This is a genomic window from Streptomyces aureocirculatus, from assembly GCF_000720475.1.
Classification (GTDB): domain Bacteria; phylum Actinomycetota; class Actinomycetes; order Streptomycetales; family Streptomycetaceae; genus Streptomyces; species Streptomyces aureocirculatus.
Genome location: NZ_JOAP01000032.1, coordinates 104,361 through 120,702, shown reverse-complemented (window position 1 = coordinate 120,702; position 16,342 = coordinate 104,361). Strand labels below are relative to the sequence as shown.

Genomic DNA, 16,342 nt, shown 5'->3' with positions numbered 1-16,342 from the left:
GGTAGGCACCGACGGTGCCGTACGGGCCGGGCCGGCGCGTCGGCGAGAACTACGTAGCCCGCGGGACTACGCAATCCCGCACCGGCGCAGTGGGCGGATGTACCTTGCGCTCCATCCCGGACATGGCCGCCAGTGGAGCGGGCAGCGTCACTTGGCCGCGGTTGCACGGCCGGCGTCGCGGGCGGCGGCCAGGGCTTCGGCACGCAGGTCGGCGGCGAGGTCCTGAAGGTGTTCCATGCCGGGGGAGGTGGCGGCGAGGGTGAGCTCGCATTCGATGACGACGAGGTCGGCCTGCCACACATCGGCGAGGATGCGCTTGAGATACGGGGTGGAGTGGTCCCAGCCCTCGCGCGGAGTGCCGGGGGCGTAGCCGCCGCCTCGCACGGTGGCCAGGACGGTCGGCTTGTCCTTGAGCACCGGGCTGCCCAGGGGCGCCCCGGCGATGACCAGGTCGACCCAGGCCTTGAAGTGCTGGGACACACCGAAGTTGTACAGCGGCACGGCCAGCAGCACCGCCTCGGCGGCCGCGAGTTCCGCGGCGAGCGACCCGGCGAGGGCGAGCGCGTCGCGCTGGGCGGGAGTGCGGTCCGGTTCGGGCGTCAGGTTGCCGGTGTGGGCGTGTGCCCAGGCGTCGGCGGGCAGCGGGTCGGTGCCCAGGTGGCGGCGTACCACCGGCGTGTCCGGGTGGACCGCGGCCCACTCCGACTGCACGAGGTCGGCGAGTTCCGCGCTGACGGAGGTGCCGGGAAGGATGCTGGCGTCGAGTCGGAACAGGCTCATGGCGTCTCCTCGGTGTTGTGGTGTTGTGGTGTTCGTGTCCGTGTCGTCGCGCGCCGCTGCGGCGGTGAGCGGCGCGCGGCCCGTGGGGCAGATACCTGGAGCGTTCAGCGTCCTTTGCGCGTGTAGGCGCGGAGCGACAGCGGGACGAAGGTCACCAGCAGGGCGGCCGACCAGAGCAGGACGGTGGTCACCGGATGTTCGAGTGGCCAGGCCGCGTCTCCGGACGGGGCGCCCGGGTTGCCGAACAGGTCCCGTGAGGCGGCGGTGAGCGCGCTCACCGGGTTCCAGTCGGCCAGGAAGCGCAGCAAGGCCGGCATCCCGTCGGTCGGGACGAACGCGTTCGACAGCATCGTGAACGGCAGGCCCAGCGGCACCATCGCGTCGGCGACCTGGTCGTTCTTCACCGCGAGACCGACATAGACGCCCACCCAGCTCAGCGCGTACCGCAGCACGATCATCAGCAGGAACGCCTGGACGGTGGGAATCAGGCCGCGGTGCGGCTGCCAGCCCACCAGCAGACCCGTGCCCACCATCATGGCGAGCATCAGCAGACCGGTCAGCAGGTCGGCGCCGGTCTGCCCGAACGGCACCGCCAGACGTGCCATCGGCATGGAGCGGAACCGGTCCATCACGCCGCGGCAGGCGTCGGCGGCCGTTCGCGTCATGACCCCCAGCCATGCGGAGAAGGTCACCATCGCGAACAGGCCGGGCATGAGGTACTGGCGGTAGTCGCCGCCGTCCGGCACCTGGATCGCGCTGCCGAAGACATATCCGAACAGCACGACCATGACGGCCGGGAAGATCAGCGCCGCGACGATTTCGCCGGGCGCGTGCCGCAGCTTTCCCAGCTCGCGGCCGACCAGGGTCAGCCCGTCGGTGAACGTCCACCGCAGGCGGTGCCCCAGCGGCGGGGCGAGGCCGGTCATCGGACCAGTTCCTTCCGGTCGGTGAGGCGCAGGAACACCTCGTCGAGGGTGGGACGGCGCAGCCGCACGTCAGCCGCGGCGACCCCGGCGCGGTCGAGCTCGCGCATGACGTCGAAGAGCCGGAAGCCGCCGCCCGGCAGGGCGACGCTGAGCCGGTCGGCGGTCACCGTGGGGTCGGTTCCTGCCAGGGTTTTCAGCACGGTCGCCGCCGTGTCCAGGGTGGCGGGGTCTTCGAGTTCGACGTCGAGGCGGTCGCCGAGCGTGGCCTTCAGCTCGTCGGGGGTGCCCGTGGCGATCACCTGTCCGTGGTCGACGACGGCGATGTCGTCGGCCAGTTGGTCGGCCTCGTCCAGGTACTGCGTGGTGAGCAGCACCGTGGTGCCGTCCGCCACCAGCTCGCGGACGCTGCCCCAGATCTCGCCGCGGCTGCGCGGGTCGAGACCGGTGGTCGGCTCGTCCAGGAAGAGCACCTCGGGGCGCAGGATGAGGCTGGTGATCAGGTCGAGGCGGCGGCGCATGCCGCCGGAGTAGCCGGCGACCTTCCGGTCGGCGGCGTCCATCAGATCGAAGCGTTCGAGCAGCTCGTCGGCCCGTCGGCGCGCGTCGCGCCGGGACAGATGGGACAGGCGCGCGAACATGCGCAGGTTGCCACGGCCGGTGAGCTTCTCGTCCACGGCGGCGTGCTGGCCCGCGAGGGCGATCCTGGCGCGCACCTTGCCGGCCTCGCGGACGACGTCGTGTCCGGCGATGCGGGCGCGCCCGGCATCGGGATCGGACAAGGTCGCCAGGATGCGCACCGCGGTCGTCTTGCCCGCGCCGTTCGGCCCCAGCACGCCGCAGACCGTTCCTCTCGGGACGCTCAGGTCCAGACCCCGCAGGGCGTGGGTGTCACCGAAGGCCTTGTGCAGCCCTTCGGCGACCACGATCGGATCAGGCATGACCCCTCCACTGGGTACCTTGTACGCGGTCTCGGGGCACACGCTAAGCGACTGGGTACTATGTACGCAACCATGGAGGTGGAACGGTGACCGAAGCCGAGTACGTGAGCATCTGGATGCGGCCCGAGCGCTCCGCATACGGGCCGAAGCCGGTGCACAGCCGCGCGAAGATCACCGCGGCGGCCGTCCGGATCGCCGACGCCGAGGGGCTGGAGGCCGCCACCATGCGGCGGATCGCCGCTGAGATCGGTGCCGGCGTGATGTCCCTCTACCGGTACGTCCCGAGCCGCGAGGACCTGGTCGAACTCATGGCCGACCAGGTGCTGGGCGAGATCGACGTCACGGCCATGCCCTCGGGCGACTGGCGCACCGACCTGACCCGCTACGCCGGCGGGCTGCGGGCCATGTGGCTGAGGCACCCGTGGATCGCCACCGTGCAGCGCTCACTCCCCAGCTTCGGCCCCAACCAACTGCTCCTGGTCGAACGGCTGATGGGGGTGCTCGACGCCCTCGTCCCCATCGACGAGAACCTCGGCCTCGTGGCCCTGCTGAACAGCCACGTCGAAAGCACCGTCCGCGAGGAGATCAGCACGGCCAGGGAGATCCACCGCAGCGGGCTCAGCGAGTCGGAGTGGATGGCGCGGAGCTACCCGTACATCGACCGGTTGGTGAAGAGCGGGGAGTACCCGATCTTCACCAAGATCGTGACGGAGGCACGCCAGCCGCACCTGAGCCGCGAAGACCAGTTCCGGCTCGGGCTCAAGCGCGTCCTCGACTGCATCGCCGCGGCCCTCCCGGCAACGGCCGAGTCTCCGATGTCGGCGCACTGAGCTTCCTCGCCCAGGCCGGTTCGGCCAGGCATCACCGGCCGGTAGGAGGTGTGGTCGCACTTGAAGCCGAGCGGGTTCAGCAGTGGCGGCGGCATCTGTCCGAGCCAGGGCCTGTCACAGGGGCGTCTCGCGGAGCTGGCGGCGCGAGGAGATGCCCAGCTTGCGGTACACGTTGCGCAGGTGCGCGTCGATCGTGCGGGGGCTGAGGAACAGCATCGCGGCCACTTCCTTGGACGTCGCTCCCGCGGCGACCTTCCCGGCGATGAGGCGTTCCTGCGCGGTGAGCCGGCCGAGCGGGTCCTCGCCGTCCCGGCGTGGCTGTTCACCGGTGGCCCGCAACTCCCGGGCCGCGCGTTCGGCGAAGCCGCGGGCCCCCATGGCGGACAGCATGGTGTGGGCGGCGCGCAGTTCCACCCGGGCCTCGGCGCGGCGGTGTTCGCGGCGCAGCCATTCGCCGTACGTCAGCCGGGCGCGGGCGTGCAGGACCCGGACCCGGGTGCGGGCGAAGCGGTCGATGGCCTCCCGGTACAGCGCTTCGCAGTCCTCTTCGCGCCCGAGCAGGGCCCGCGCCTGCAGCCAGTCGGCGACGGCCCACGGGACGGGGTTCGCGCGGGCCAAGGCCTCCAGGTGGTGCAGGGCCTCGGTGGCCTCCTCGCCGCGTCCCGCGCGTACGGCGGCCTCGACCAGTTCGGTGTAGACGGCCCAGATCGAGTACGAGCCGGCTTGCTGACGGCGCTGGGCGCCGAGGGCGGCGTCCAGTGCCGCCTCGTAGTTGCCGAGGCCATTGTGCAGCACCGCCCTGGCGTAGTGCTCACCGACAGTTTCGAACGGCCGCCCGCCGTGGCCCAGTTGCCGCTGCAGCTCGCGGTAGCGGTCGATGTCGCCGCAGAAGCCGGCCAGGACGAGTTCGGCGCCGAGGAGCGGGGCCGTGCCCGCCGCCTCGTCGACCGCGCGGGCCTCGGCGAGGCTGGCGGCCGCGTCGTCGAAGCGCCCGACGGCGACCCTGGTGATCGCCTGATAGCGCAGTGCCTGCGGCAGGGTGGCCAGGGCGCCCTGGCGGCGAGCCACCTCCACCTGGCGGTCCGACATCTCCTCGAGCATCTCGTCGTCGCGCAGGTCGATGACGAGCTGGCAGACCAGGTTCATCCGCCAGGGACCCGTGGAGGTCGAGGTGGTGGCCGCCCGGCAGGCCGTCACCGCGTCGCGCATGGTGGGCACCGCCTGCTCGACCGGCAGCATGATCTGGTCGAGGAGGGCGTGCAGGAGCAGGTCGACCGGCCGGGCGGGCTTACGCTGCGGCGCCCGCTCGCGGATGTGGGCGCCGAGCTCCTTGAGCAGGCCGGGGTGGTTGTCGTTGTACATGATGGACGCGAATGCCTCCAGGTAGGTCTCCCGTGCCTGGTCCGGGGGCAGTTCCGAGGCGATGTCGATGAGCGTGGAGGTCGCCTGGGGGCTGTGGGCGAGCTGGAAGTCGACGCGGGCGCGCAGCAGCCGCGCCTCCGCCCGGTCGGTGTCCTTGAGGCCGCGCTCGGTCCGGGCGACGAGCGCGCGGGCCTCGCACGGCGCACCGGCCTGGAGCCGCAGCCTGGCCGCGGCGAGCAGCCGTTCGCCCTGGCGGTCGGTGGCGGGCGTCAGTTGCCCCGCCCGCTCCATGAAGGCCGCGGCCGCGGCGAAGCCGCCGCGCAGGCGCGCCCGGTCGGCGGAGCGCTCAAGTTCCGCCGCGACGTCCTCGTCGGCGTCGACGACCGCGTGGGCGCGGTGCCAGGCCCGACGGTCGAGGTCCGTCTCCGGGTCGGTGGCCTCGGCGAGGGCGGCGTGCACACGCCGGCGTGTGCCCGGGGTGGCCGACGCGTACACCGCGGAGCGCGCCAGGGGGTGCCGGAAGCGCAGCCGCGGCCCGAGGGTGAGGAGCCCGGCGTCCTCCGCGACGGCGAAGTCCTCGGGGTCCAGGGCGATGAGGGCCGCCGCGTGCCGCAGCAGGGCGAGGTCACCGACCGGTTCGGCGGCGGCGAGCACCACCAGGGGCCGGATGCCGGCCGGTAACCCCGCCCATCTGTGCACGAACTTCTCCTCGAGGGCGTGCACCAGGCTGGCCCGCGGCCGCCGCAGCTTCGGCACCCCGAACGGGCCCGCGTCATGCGCGAACTCGAGGAGCGCCAGCGGGTTGCCGCACGCCTCGGCCAGGATCCGGTCGAACACCTCCGCGTCCAGGCCGGTGTGCGTCACCGCTCCGAGCACGCTGCGGGCGGCCTCGTCGTGGAGGCCGCCGAGGGGCATCCGCGGCAGGTCGGCGAGGCCGGGCACCGCGGCGGCGTCGCGGGCGGCGAACACCACCGCGACGCGCTCGGCGCCCACCCGGCGCGCCACGAACACCAGGATCTGCCGGGAGGCCTCGTCGATCCACTGGGCGTCGTCCACCACGCAGCACACCGGGTGTTTCCGTGCCGCCTCGGCCAGCAGCCCGAGGGCGGCGAGGCTGACCGTCAGCGGATCGGGCGACGTCTGCTCGCCGAGGCCGAACACCGCCTCAAGGGCCGCCCGTTGCACCGCGGGCAGCGCGCGACGGTGAACGAGGAGGGGGGCGCAGAGCTGGTGCAGGACCGCGTAGAGGAGGTCCTGTTCGAACTCGGTGCCCGCGGCGCGCAGCACCTCCCACCCGTCGAGGGTCCCCACCGCCGTGTCGAGGAGCGCCGACTTGCCGATGCCCGCCTCACCCGCCACCACGAGGGCCCCGCCGCGCCCGGCGGCGGCCGACGCCATCAGCCGGTCGATCTCACGCCGCTCACCGTCGCGGGCCACGAACTGCATCGATCCGGCCTCCGGTCATTTTGTTAGACCTTCTAACGGCGTTCATCGTGTGAGTTGGTACAAGTCTTGTCAAACCGGCTTCCCGGTACGGCCCAGAGGGCAGGGCGGCGTCGGGTCGGCGCTCTGCCGCCCGAAAACACCGGAGGTATGGACACCTACGTAATTTCTACCGATGCGGAGCCACCGGGCACCGGAGCATGTTCGATTCTGTCGGCCCGCCCCTGAACCAGAGGGAAATCGCTTGTCCAGCTCACTTCCGCCCTCCGCGGTCTCCGCGCCCCCGGCAAGCCGGGTGCGGGTCGCCGTACAAGCCTCCGACCCGATCAGCCGCGAGGGTGTCCGCAGCCAGTTGCGCCGGCACCCCGAGGTCGAACTGTGCGAGGACTCCGGTCCCGCCACCGTGGCCATGCTGATCGAGGACGTGCTCGACGAGGCCGCGCTCGCCCGGCTGCGGCGCACCGTGCGCAGCGAGGGCTCCCGCGCCGTGCTCGTCGTGGGCACGGTCCGCGAGAACGAGCTCCTCGACGTCATCGAGTGCGGTGTCGGCGCCATCGTGTGGCGTCGCGAGGCCACCGCGCACCGCCTGGTGCAGGCCGTCCTGACCACGGCCAAGGGCGGCGGCGACCTGCCCGCGGACCTGCTCGGCAGGCTCATCAGCCAAGTCGGGCGCCTGCACAGGACCGGCACCGACCAGCCGGCGTCCTTCCGGGGCCTCACATCCCGCGAGGTGGACGTCGTGCGCCTGGTCGCCGAGGGCCTGGACACCACGGAGATCGCCACCAAGCTGTCCTACTCCGAACGCACCGTCAAGAACGTGATGCACGGGCTCACCACCCGCCTGCACCTGCGCAACCGCTCGCACGCGGTGGCCTACGCCCTCCGCGAGGGCTACATCTGAGCCGCCGATCCCGCGGCGGCCGCCCCTTGGGGCACGGGCGCTGCCCCGCTGTCGTCCCCGCCGTGCCTGCCGACCGGACGGCGCGGACAGCACGATCGGGGGCGGGGCCGCAGAGAGCCCGTCCGGGCGGCGGACGGCAAAGGGGAGCGCAAGAGTGATTCATGACGTGGACGAGGTACTCAAAGGCCTCGTCGGCGGCGGGGCACTGGCCGGTTCCGGCATCGACGTGTCCTTCGACGTGCCCTCCCGCGACTGGGCGGCCCGGCGCAACGCGCCCGTGATCAACGCCTATCTGTACGACATCCGCGAGGACGTGTCCCGGCGGCAGCGCGGCCACACGGAGCTGCGCGACACCGAGGACATCGTCGTACGCCGCCGCAGGCCGCCGCGCTGGTTCCGGCTCTCCTACCTGGTGACGGCCTGGACGAAGACTCCGCAGGACGAGCACCGGCTGCTGTCCGCCGTCCTCGCGAGCCTGCTGCCGCACGAGCTCCTGTCCGCCGCGCAACTCCCGGGCGCCCTCGGCCGCCTGGGCCTTTCGGTACCGCTGACGGTGGCGAGCAACCAGTCCGAGGCCCGCTCCCTCGCCGACATCTGGTCCGCGCTCGGCGGCGAGCTCAAGCCGTCCCTGGACGTCGTCCTGACCGTGCCGTTCCCGGCCTACCCCGACTACGACGCCGGGCCGCCGGTCACCGAGGGCGCGACGGTCCGGGTGCGCGGTGTCGACGGCGGCCCGCCCCGGTCGGAGGAACGCTCCCACCGGCCCCACCAGGTGGCGGCGGCACGTACCGCACGCGGACAGTCGGATCGCGGACAAGCGGCTGCCCGCCCCACGGAGCGGCCATGAGCGCCGCACCCCCGGACGACACCTTCGCCGGGGCCACCCTGCCGCGGGACCCCGGAGCGGCGGGCCCGGCCCGCTTCCTGCTCGACCGCCTTGACCGGCTGCGGCAGTCGGTGACCGCGCTGGTCGAACACCGCTCCGCCGACGACCCCACCGCGAACGACCCACTGCGGGGTCTGTACGTCTCCGGGGAGGCATTGAACCACCTGCTGCGCGAGTGGCCGCGCGCGGCGCCCGATACGGACGTGCCGTGTGCAGTGCCCAGTGCGAACGTGCCGCGTGCGGCGCCCGATACGGACGTGCCGCGTGCAGTGCCCAGTACGGACGTGCCGCGTGTGCTGCCCGATACGGAAGTGTCTCGTGCAACGCCCGGTGCGGACTCCCGGTCCGGTGAGCCCGCGCCGGGGGCGGTGGGCGCCGAGGACCGCCTGGGCAGGACCGCGGCCAGGCTGCGCCTGACCGAGCTGGACACGGCCGTCCTCCTCATCGCCCTCGCCCCCGACCTCGACCGCACCTTCGAACCGCTCTACGGCTACCTCAACGACGACGTGAGCCGCCGCCGCGCCACCGTCGGGCTCGCCCTGGAGCTGTGCGGCGTACCGGCGCACCTGCCCGCGGCCCGCGCCCGCTTCCACCTCTCGGCGCCCCTGCGCGCCCTGGGGCTGCTGACCGTGGAGGACGCCGAACGCCCCCTCCTCACCCGCTCCTTGCGCGTGCCCGACCGGATCACCGCCCACCTCTTGGGCGACGACACCGCCGACGCCGCACTCCTCGGGCGGTTGCACCCGGTGCCGGACCCGCGGCCCGGCGCCGCGCACGGCGAGGACTTCGGCAAGCGACTTGCCGACCTGCTCGGTCAGGGCGTGTGCGCCGTCTACCTCCGTGAGCAGCGCGAGGGCGACGCCCTTGCCACCCTCGCGGCCGCCCTGCGCACGGCGGGCCTCGACGCGCTGCGCTTCTCCGGCGCCGCGGACCAGGTCCCCGAGCTGCTGCGGGAGGCACGCCTGAGCGACCGGGCGGTGGTGGTGTGCGGCCTGCCCGATGAACCGGGCCCGATGGTGGCCGAGTTGACCGCGGCCACGGATGTGACCGTGCTGCTCGCCGACCCTCGCCCCTACGATCCGCAGTGGTCCACACACGACCCGCTGGTACTTCAGGCGCCCCCGCGACCGGCAGGCGGCACACCTGCCTGGCGGACCGCGCTCGGTCCGGACGCCGACGGCTTCGACCTGGCCGCGACCGTTGCCCCGTACCACCTCGGCGGGGAACGCATCGGGCGCGCCGCACGCGCCGCCGCGGCGCTCGCCGCCTTCGACGGGACCCCGCTGACCGCCGCCCACGTCCGTCTCGCCGCCCGGCAGCAGTCGGCATCGGGCCTCGAACGGCACGCGCGCCGCATCCGTCCTGCGGTGGACTGGCAGGACCTGGTCCTTCCCGACGGGCCCCTCGCCCAACTGCGGGAACTCTCCCTGCGTGCCCGGCATCGCGACCGGGTCCTCGGTGACTGGCGGCTCAGCGCGGGCGGCGGCCGCGGCCGGGGCGTCCTCGGGCTCTTCGCGGGCGACTCCGGCACCGGCAAGACGCTGTCCGCGGAAGTCATCGCCGCCGATCTGGGGGTCGATCTCTACGTCGTCCAGCTCTCCTCGATCGTGGACAAGTATGTCGGTGAGACCGAGAAGAACCTGGAGCGGATCTTCACGGAGGCCGACCGCACGGACGCCGTGCTCCTCTTCGACGAGGCCGACGCCGTCTTCGGCAAGCGCTCGGAGGTCAAGGACGCCCACGACAGGTACGCCAACCTGGAGAGCGCTTATCTGCTGCAGCGCCTGGAGTCGTTCGACGGCATCGCGCTCCTGACCACCAATCTGCGCGCCAACATCGACGACGCGTTCACCCGGCGCCTCGACCTGGTGGTCGACTTCCCCTTCCCCGACGCCGAGCAGCGCCTGGCGCTGTGGCGGCACGGCCTGTCGCACGTCCCCCGCGCCGAGGGCATCGACGTCACCGCCCTGGCCCGGGACTTCGACCTCGCGGGCGGCGGGATCCGCAGTGCGGTGGTCACCGCCGCGTATCTCGCGGCGGGCCGGGACGAGCCGGTCGGTGCGGGCGACCTCCTGGAGGGCGCCCGCCGTGAGTACCGCAAGGCGGGCCGCCTGGTGCCGGGTGAAGCGAGCTGGTGACACACCGCAAGACGGCCGGGCAGACGGGGTTGCCCGCAGGGGCGGCCGCGATGGCCTCCGGTGCGCCCCCGGCGCCCGCGCCCGGCAGTGATCCCGTACCGCAGCCCGCTGCGGGCCGCTACGCTCCCGCCTGACGTGCCCGCGGGGCCGGTGCCGTCCCCGCGGCGCACCCGGCCCCCCCGGCGGCAGGGCCGGACGAAGTGCCCTTGCGGGCAACGGCCTTGCCCGGTGGCAGGTACCCGGGGACGTTTCGACGGCAAGACGCACACGCCAGGGTGAGGACGTCCCGTTTCGTACCCCGAGGAGAGCAGAGCATGCCGTCCTACCTGTCGCCCGGCGTCTACGTCGAGGAGGTGTCCAGCGGTTCACGCCCGATCGAGGGGGTGGGCACCTCCGTGGCGGCCTTCGTCGGGCTCGCGCCGACCGGGCCGCTCAACGAACCCACACTGGTGACCAACTGGACTCAGTACGTCACCTCGTTCGGCGACTTCACCGACGGGTACTACCTCGCACACTCCGTGTACGGGTTCTTCAACAACGGCGGTTCCGCCGCCTACGTCATCCGGGTCGGCGGCTCCGCCGATGGCGTCTCCGGTGACGGCGCCGCCCCGGCCGCCGTGACCGGCACGGCCCCCACAGCGGCGCTGCCCGCCGCCGAGCCGAAGCAGCTCGGCGCGTTCTCCGTGGCGGCCACCGCGCAGGGCAGCACGGGCCCGCTGACGGTGGAGGTCGCCGACCCCGAGGGCGAGGGCCCCGCCGAGCGCTTCAAGCTGATCGTCAAGGACGGCGACAAGCAGGTCGAGACGTTCGACGTGAGCGCCAAGAAGGGCACCAGGGCCTACGTCGTCACCCAGGTCAAGGAGCGCTCCAAGCTCATCACGGTGACGGAGGCCGCGTCGGCGGCGCAGCTCACCCGCCCCGAGAACCAGACGGTCACCCTGGCCGCGCCGCCCGCCGCGCCGCCCGCCGCGCCGCCCGCTCCGGCGCCGGTGGAGCGGGAGGCTCCCGCCCACCCCGGCCCGGCCCAGTACCTCGGCGACTCGGCGGACCGCACCGGTTTCGGTGGCCTGGAGGCCGTCGACGAGATCTCCATGGTGGCCGTGCCCGACCTCATGGCCGCCTACCAGCGGGGCGCGATCGACCTGGAGGCCGTCAAGGCCGTGCAGCTCGGGCTCATCGCCCACTGCGAGCTGATGGGCGACCGGGTCGCCGTCATCGACCCGCCCCCGAGCCTCAACGCCCGTCAGATCCGGGTCTGGCGCCAGGAGACGGCTGGCTACGACTCCAAGTACGCGGCCCTGTACTACCCCTGGCTGAAGTCCTTCGACCCGGCCACGGGCCAGGCCCGCATGGTCCCGCCGAGCGGCCACGTCGCCGGCATCTGGGCCCGCAACGACTTCGAGCGCGGTGTGCACAAGGCCCCCGCCAACGAGGTGGTGCGCGGCGCCGTCGACCTGGAGCTGCAGATCACCCGGGGCGAGCAGGACCTGCTCAACCCCATCGGCGTCAACTGCATCCGCGCCTTCCCCGGCCGGGGCATCCGCGTCTGGGGAGCACGCACCCTGTCCTCGGACCCGGAGTGGCGCTACCTGAACATCCGCCGGTACTTCAACTACCTGGAGGAGTCGATACTCATCGGCACCCAGTGGGTGGTGTTCGAGCCGAACGACCACGCGCTGTGGGCCCGCATCCGACGCAACATCTCGGCGTTCCTGGTCAACGAGTGGCGCAGCGGCGCGCTCTTCGGGCAGCGGCCCCAGGAGGCCTTCTACGTCAAGTGTGACGAGGAGACCAACCCGCCGGAGTCGGTCGACCTCGGCCGGGTCATCTGCGAGATCGGTGTCGCCCCGGTCAAGCCGGCGGAGTTCGTGATCTTCCGGCTTTCGCAGTTCTCCAGCGGCAACGGGGAGCTGGAGGAGTAGGCCCCGGGCCACCGGCCCGACGTCAAGAATCCCAGAAGCCCGGATCAGCAGCCCAGAAGCCTCGAAGCCAAGAAGCCTAGGAAGACAGCGAACACATGAGTCTCATGCAGGGCGACTCCCTCACTTCACACAATTTCGGTCTCCAGATCGACGGTGTGATGGTCGAGTACCTCGCGGAGGTCAGCGGTCTCAGCATCGAACAGGACGTCATCGTCAGCCCCCAGAACACTGCCCAGGGCAAGATCGACATCAATCTGCTGCCGGGTGTGCAGAAGAACGGGCAGTGCACCGTGGTGCGCGGCATGACCCAGTCGACCGCGTTCACGACGTGGATCAACGACTCGATCAACGGCCGGATGAGCACGGCCCGCAAGAACGCCTCCATCATCATGATGGATTACGAGGACAACCCGGTGAAGCGCTACAACCTGCGCAACGCCTGGTGCAGCAAGATCGACGCCAGCACCCTCAAGGCCGGCGAGGCCGCCGTGCTGAGCGAGACCGTGACCATCGTCTTCGAAGAACTGGTCATCGAATAATGCGGCGCACGGCTGCCGGTGCGCCGGAGGCGGGCACGGCCGCCGCGGCGCCACCGGCCCCTCGGACCGCGGCGGCGGAAGCGGAGTCCCCCCTTACGTCTTCCGCCGCCGCTCCCACCGGGACGGCACCGCGGGCTCTGCGCACCGAGTTCCCCTTCCAGCTCCCGCGCGGCTACGTCGACGAGGCGGGCACCGTCCACCGGGACGGTGTGATGCGCCTGTCCACGGCACGGGACGAACTGGTCCCGCTGCGCGACGTGCGGGTCCAGGAGAACCCCGCGTACCTGTCGGTGGTGCTGCTCGGCCGGGTCATCACGCGGCTCGGCTCCCTGCCGAGCGTGCACGACGGGACGGTGGAGAGCATGTTCGCCTCCGACCTCGCCTTCCTCCAGGACTTCTACCGTCAGATCAACGCCGAGGGCCACACCCGCGCCGCCGTGGAGTGCCCGCACTGCTCCGAGCCGTTCGAGGTGGAACTCGGCGGGAGCCGCCTGGGGGAATCGTGACGTACGCGACCGACCGGCTGCACGAGGAGATCGCGTACGTGGCCTACCACTTCCACTGGAACCTGGAGACGATCCTGGACCTGGAACACCACGACCGCCGCCGGTACACGAACCAGATAGCCGCCTTCGTGGCGGGCGCCGGGGCGGAGGGCTGAGGTTTGGGGTTCTTGGATCGGTTGCGGGGCAGGGGTGGCGCTGCTGCCCGGGGCGGGGCCTCTGACCGCATGCGCCCGGGGGACGAGGACGGTGGTGTGTCCGGTCACGCTGCCGATGCCGGTCACGCTACCGGTGCTGATGTCGTTACCGGTGCCGGTGCCGAGGGTGTGGGTGTGGGTGAAGATGTCGTCGCTGGCTCGTCGGCGGCGGGTGCCGGGTACGGAGGTGCGGTTCCCGGCGCGTGGTCCGGGCTGCCGCCGATCCAGCGGTCCCTGGGGGGCCGCGGGGCCGGTGTCGCGGACTCCGCGTTCGGCATGCGGCTGCCCACCTGGCAGAACCCGTCCTTCACGAACACGTCGTCCCGCCTCGGTGTGCTCGACGAGGCGTCGAGCAGTCGGCTCTCGTCCTCGTCGGCCGCGGCACTGAGCGATACGGCGCGGCCTGCCACAGGGCTCGAGAGGGCCTCGGGCGCGGCCCCGTGGACACCTGTGCCACCCCCGTTGCCACCGTCACCCTCGTCGCCCTCACCCTCTTCGGTGCTCCCTGCGTCGGCGGCACCGCTGCGAGAGGTGCAGCGGGCGGCGGCATTGAGGGCGGGTGCGGGTGCGGGTTCCGGGCTGCCGGTGGCCGCGCCCGTACCGGTGCAGCGTGCTGCGACGGCGGCCGGAGCACGGAGGGCGGGGGCGCCCGGAAAGCAGGGGTCCACCGTTTCTGCCGCTCGGCGCGGCGGGGGTGGCGGCGCGCAGGGTCCTGGCGCGGCTGGCGTACGTGGAAACCGGACCTCTGGGGCTCAGGCTTCTGGGGCTCAGGCTTCCGGGGCTCAGGCTTCTGGAGTCCAGGGTCCTGTGGTTCAGAGCCCTGTGGTTCAAAGCCCTGTGGTTCAGCGCTCTGTGGTTCAGAATTCTGGAGTCGAGCGGTCCACGGGAGTCCAGCGTCCTGACGCCCAGCGTTCCGGCGGGCCGAGTCCCGTCGTTCCTGTCGTGCGGCGCTCGCATGCCGCGCAGGAGGCTGGGAGCGTGACGGCGGCCGTCAGGCCGTCACGCGTGCCGAGCACAGCCATCCCGTCGCCCGCCGCCCCGGTCGGCGGGGTTCGCGTGACGCCCGCCCCTCCGGCGGAGGCTCCGCGTCCGCGTCCCCTGACGAAGGCACCGCTCGTGCCTCCGGCGGCCGTACAGCGCCGTGCCCTGCCTGTGGCCCCTCGGGAGTCCGCTCCGGTACGGGCCGACGCCTCCCGTGCGGGGTCGGCCCCACCGGGAGGTGGCGGCGAGGAGCGAGGGGGAGGCCGAGTGCCTTCCCCCTCGCAGGCGTTGACGGGTGCTTCGGGCGTCTCGGGTTCTTCAGGCCTGCCGGGTACTTCGGTCGGGCCGGGTGCTTCGGTCGGGCCGGGTGCTTCGGTCGCGCCGAGCCCTACTGCGGCGCCGGGTCCTGCTGAGGCGCCGGGTCCTGCTGAGGCGCCGACCAGTGTGCCGCCGAATGCCACGACGGCGCCTGTGGCCGCGGCCGCGGCCGGTACCGCTTCGCCGAGTGGCGGGAAGTCGTCCGGTACCCCGTCAAACGGTGCCGCCCCTGCCGCGCCGAGCGGTGCCGCCGCCCCGCGCGGTGCCGCACCGGCCCCCGAGAACGGCGGGCCGTCCGGTGCCGGGCCAGTGGCGCAGCGCGCGACTCGGGGCCCGGACACCCCTGCTCCGTCCGCCCCCCGTGTGACAACGACCGACTCACGTACCGCAAAGGGGGGTTCGCCTGCGCAAGGGAGCAACTCGCCCACATCGGCGGCAGCGTCCGCGTCCGCGTCCGCGTCGGACGCGCGTGCCGCCGCGAGCACCTCCCATGCTGCTACCGGTACCTCCCCTTCGGGGGTGCCCACCTCCCGTACACAGCCCAACACGTCTCCCACGCGGACGGCGGCGAGTTCGCCCACGTCCCCACCGCCCGTGAGCGCCCGACCCCCGGCGGTGCAGCGCAGCGTCACCCGCAAGGCGCCCCGCCCGGGCCTCGGCGCCCCGGTGCCCTCCGACTCGACGCCCTCAACGCCCTCGGCGCCGACGCCCATGCCCTCAACGCCCGTGCCGCCCTCGGCCGCGCCGTCTTCCACCGCGCAGTGGGGCCCGGCGGCCGCTCCCGCCGCTCCCGCCGCTCCAGCGACCCCCGCAGAGCCCTCGGCGAACCCGGCCGTCGCGCCGCCCGCCCGCGCGGTGCAGCGCTCCACGGCTCCCGGCGGCGTCAGGCCCGTACCGCCCCGGGGTCGCAGCCCGCTGGGGGCTCCGGTCACCTCCCCGCCCCCGGAGGCCGTGTCACTCACCGACTCGCTGGCCCAAGGTGCCGACGCGTCGAGCCGTGGTGAGCGCACGGCTTCGCGGCCGGTGCAGCGTTCGGTGTCCACCCCCGCCAGCCCCGTCACCCCCTCAGCCTCCGCCTCCCCCGCACCCTTCGTACCTCCCCCCAGCTCGCCGTCCACACCTCCCTCCCACCCCCCGTCCGCACCGGCCTCCTCGCGTACGGTCGCGCCCGCGTCCGGCACCCCGGCGCAGGGGCCCGGCGCGTCGCACCCGGGCGTCCCGACGACACCGCCGGTGCAGCGGGCCACCCGATCCAACCGGCCCACCCCTGCCAGCCACGCCACGCCGTCGTCGAGGCCCACACCGCGCACGAACGCGGCGCACCAGGCCCCCGAGACATCCGGTCCCACCGCCCCCACGGTGCCGCAGGTCCAGGGAGCGACGATGCCGCCTGTCCAGGGGGCGACGGTGCCGCCTGTCCAGGGGGCGACGCCGCCTCCGATCCCGGGCACCACACCCCCGCCGGTCCAGCGTGCCGCCACGCCCGCCTCCCCCACCTCCCCCGCCTCGCCCACCGAGTTCGCGAAGCAGGCCCCCCGTACACCTCCCTCGTTCAGTCCCGCACCGCCGCCGGTGCAGCGTGCCACCGCCCCCACTCCCCCGCCGACTCAACGCACCACACCGCCCACCGCGCCCACGCCGCCATCTCCACACCGCGCGGCCACCCCGCACACACCCA

At 73.0% G+C, this 16,342-nt stretch carries 13 protein-coding genes; 8 read left to right on the top strand and 5 right to left on the bottom strand.

From position 1 onward, the window contains the following. Positions 1-147: 147 nt before the first annotated feature. The 3 genes from IG78_RS0127310 to IG78_RS0127300 form a co-directional block, all read right to left on the bottom strand. Positions 148-780 carry an NAD(P)H-dependent oxidoreductase gene (locus IG78_RS0127310; RefSeq protein ID WP_030567801.1) on the bottom strand — a complete coding sequence of 211 codons (633 nt, stop codon included), beginning with the start codon at positions 778-780 and terminating at the stop codon, positions 148-150. A 104-nt stretch (positions 781-884) separates the two neighbouring features. Beyond that, on the bottom strand, positions 885-1,706 hold the full coding sequence (locus tag IG78_RS0127305) for an ABC transporter permease (protein WP_030567799.1): 822 nt from the start codon (positions 1,704-1,706) through the stop codon (positions 885-887). Continuing rightward, positions 1,703-2,644: a daunorubicin resistance protein DrrA family ABC transporter ATP-binding protein gene (locus tag IG78_RS0127300; RefSeq protein WP_030567797.1), complete on the bottom strand. Its 942-nt coding sequence runs from the start codon at positions 2,642-2,644 to the stop codon at positions 1,703-1,705. Before IG78_RS0127300 ends, IG78_RS0127305 begins: the two co-directional genes overlap by 4 nt. 86 nt (positions 2,645-2,730) lie before the next feature. Here IG78_RS0127300 and IG78_RS0127295 point away from each other — a divergent pair, with 86 nt between their 5' ends. Next, the gene (locus IG78_RS0127295; protein ID WP_030567795.1) at positions 2,731-3,474 is read left to right on the top strand and encodes a TetR/AcrR family transcriptional regulator; all 744 of its coding nucleotides are present in this window, start codon (positions 2,731-2,733) and stop codon (positions 3,472-3,474) included. Between the two features lie 114 nt (positions 3,475-3,588). Here the strand turns inward: IG78_RS0127295 and IG78_RS0127290 are convergent, their stop codons facing one another. Beyond that, on the bottom strand, positions 3,589-6,282 hold the full coding sequence (locus IG78_RS0127290; RefSeq protein WP_030567793.1) for an AAA family ATPase: 2,694 nt from the start codon (positions 6,280-6,282) through the stop codon (positions 3,589-3,591). Between the two features lie 241 nt (positions 6,283-6,523). Here IG78_RS0127290 and IG78_RS0127285 point away from each other — a divergent pair, with 241 nt between their 5' ends. From IG78_RS0127285 to IG78_RS50285, 7 genes are all read left to right on the top strand, one after another. Continuing rightward, a complete protein-coding gene (locus IG78_RS0127285; protein ID WP_051852982.1) occupies positions 6,524-7,180 on the top strand; it encodes a helix-turn-helix transcriptional regulator in 657 nt (218 codons plus the stop codon). A 154-nt stretch (positions 7,181-7,334) separates the two neighbouring features. Then, entirely contained in the window at positions 7,335-8,027 is a 693-nt protein-coding gene (locus IG78_RS0127280) for a Pvc16 family protein (RefSeq protein WP_030567789.1), read from the top strand. After that, positions 8,024-10,204 carry an ATP-binding protein gene (locus IG78_RS0127275; RefSeq protein ID WP_030567787.1) on the top strand — a complete coding sequence of 727 codons (2,181 nt, stop codon included), beginning with the start codon at positions 8,024-8,026 and terminating at the stop codon, positions 10,202-10,204. The genes IG78_RS0127280 and IG78_RS0127275 overlap by 4 nt, the downstream gene beginning before the upstream one ends. A gap of 314 nt (positions 10,205-10,518) precedes the next feature. Next, the gene (locus IG78_RS0127270; RefSeq protein ID WP_030567785.1) at positions 10,519-12,126 is read left to right on the top strand and encodes a phage tail sheath subtilisin-like domain-containing protein; all 1,608 of its coding nucleotides are present in this window, start codon (positions 10,519-10,521) and stop codon (positions 12,124-12,126) included. 95 nt (positions 12,127-12,221) lie between these two features. Further along, the gene (locus tag IG78_RS0127265; protein WP_030567783.1) at positions 12,222-12,665 is read left to right on the top strand and encodes a phage tail protein; all 444 of its coding nucleotides are present in this window, start codon (positions 12,222-12,224) and stop codon (positions 12,663-12,665) included. Further along, positions 12,665-13,171 carry a hypothetical protein gene (locus tag IG78_RS0127260; protein WP_030567781.1) on the top strand — a complete coding sequence of 169 codons (507 nt, stop codon included), beginning with the start codon at positions 12,665-12,667 and terminating at the stop codon, positions 13,169-13,171. The genes IG78_RS0127265 and IG78_RS0127260 overlap by 1 nt, the downstream gene beginning before the upstream one ends. After that, complete coding sequence (locus IG78_RS50285) at positions 13,168-13,326, top strand: DUF6760 family protein (protein ID WP_169749721.1); 159 nt, start codon at positions 13,168-13,170, stop codon at positions 13,324-13,326. Before IG78_RS0127260 ends, IG78_RS50285 begins: the two co-directional genes overlap by 4 nt. 896 nt (positions 13,327-14,222) lie before the next feature. Here the strand turns inward: IG78_RS50285 and IG78_RS49445 are convergent. Then, a complete protein-coding gene (locus tag IG78_RS49445) occupies positions 14,223-16,250 on the bottom strand; it encodes a hypothetical protein (protein ID WP_157855881.1) in 2,028 nt (675 codons plus the stop codon). Between the last annotated feature and the right edge of the window lie 92 nt (positions 16,251-16,342).